Source organism: Microbacterium sp. GbtcB4 (assembly GCF_019091465.1).
Classification (GTDB): Bacteria; Actinomycetota; Actinomycetes; order Actinomycetales; family Microbacteriaceae; genus Microbacterium; species Microbacterium paraoxydans.
This window is the reverse complement of the sequence record NZ_JAGXJJ010000272.1, coordinates 1-255: the sequence shown is the minus strand read 5'-3', so window position 1 is coordinate 255 and position 255 is coordinate 1. Positions and strand designations below refer to the sequence as shown.

Annotated in this window: 1 protein-coding gene; it reads left to right on the top strand. The window is 47.5% G+C overall.

What is annotated here, in order from left to right; genetic code table 11:
• On the top strand, positions 1 to 255 hold a 255-nt coding region (locus tag KVS71_RS17885; RefSeq protein ID WP_217585208.1), incomplete at both ends, for a T9SS type A sorting domain-containing protein.

Sequence of the window (255 nt, the reverse complement as noted above, 5' to 3'; positions counted from 1 at the left end):
GCCGGTGAGCAGTACAGCGGCCAGGCTGGCCATGCCGGTCACAATGGAGATCAATTATAACAGCGATAGTCTTTCTGTTTATCCTAATCCGCCGGTAAATAATGTTACTGTCACTATTCCTGCTTCATTATTAAAAGGGCAGGCTGTGATCACGCTGAGCGATCACACAGGCCGGGTATTATACCAGGGACGGGAAACCTCACGCAAACATATTATTGACCTGGGCAACATAGTACCGGGTGTTTATTTTATCAC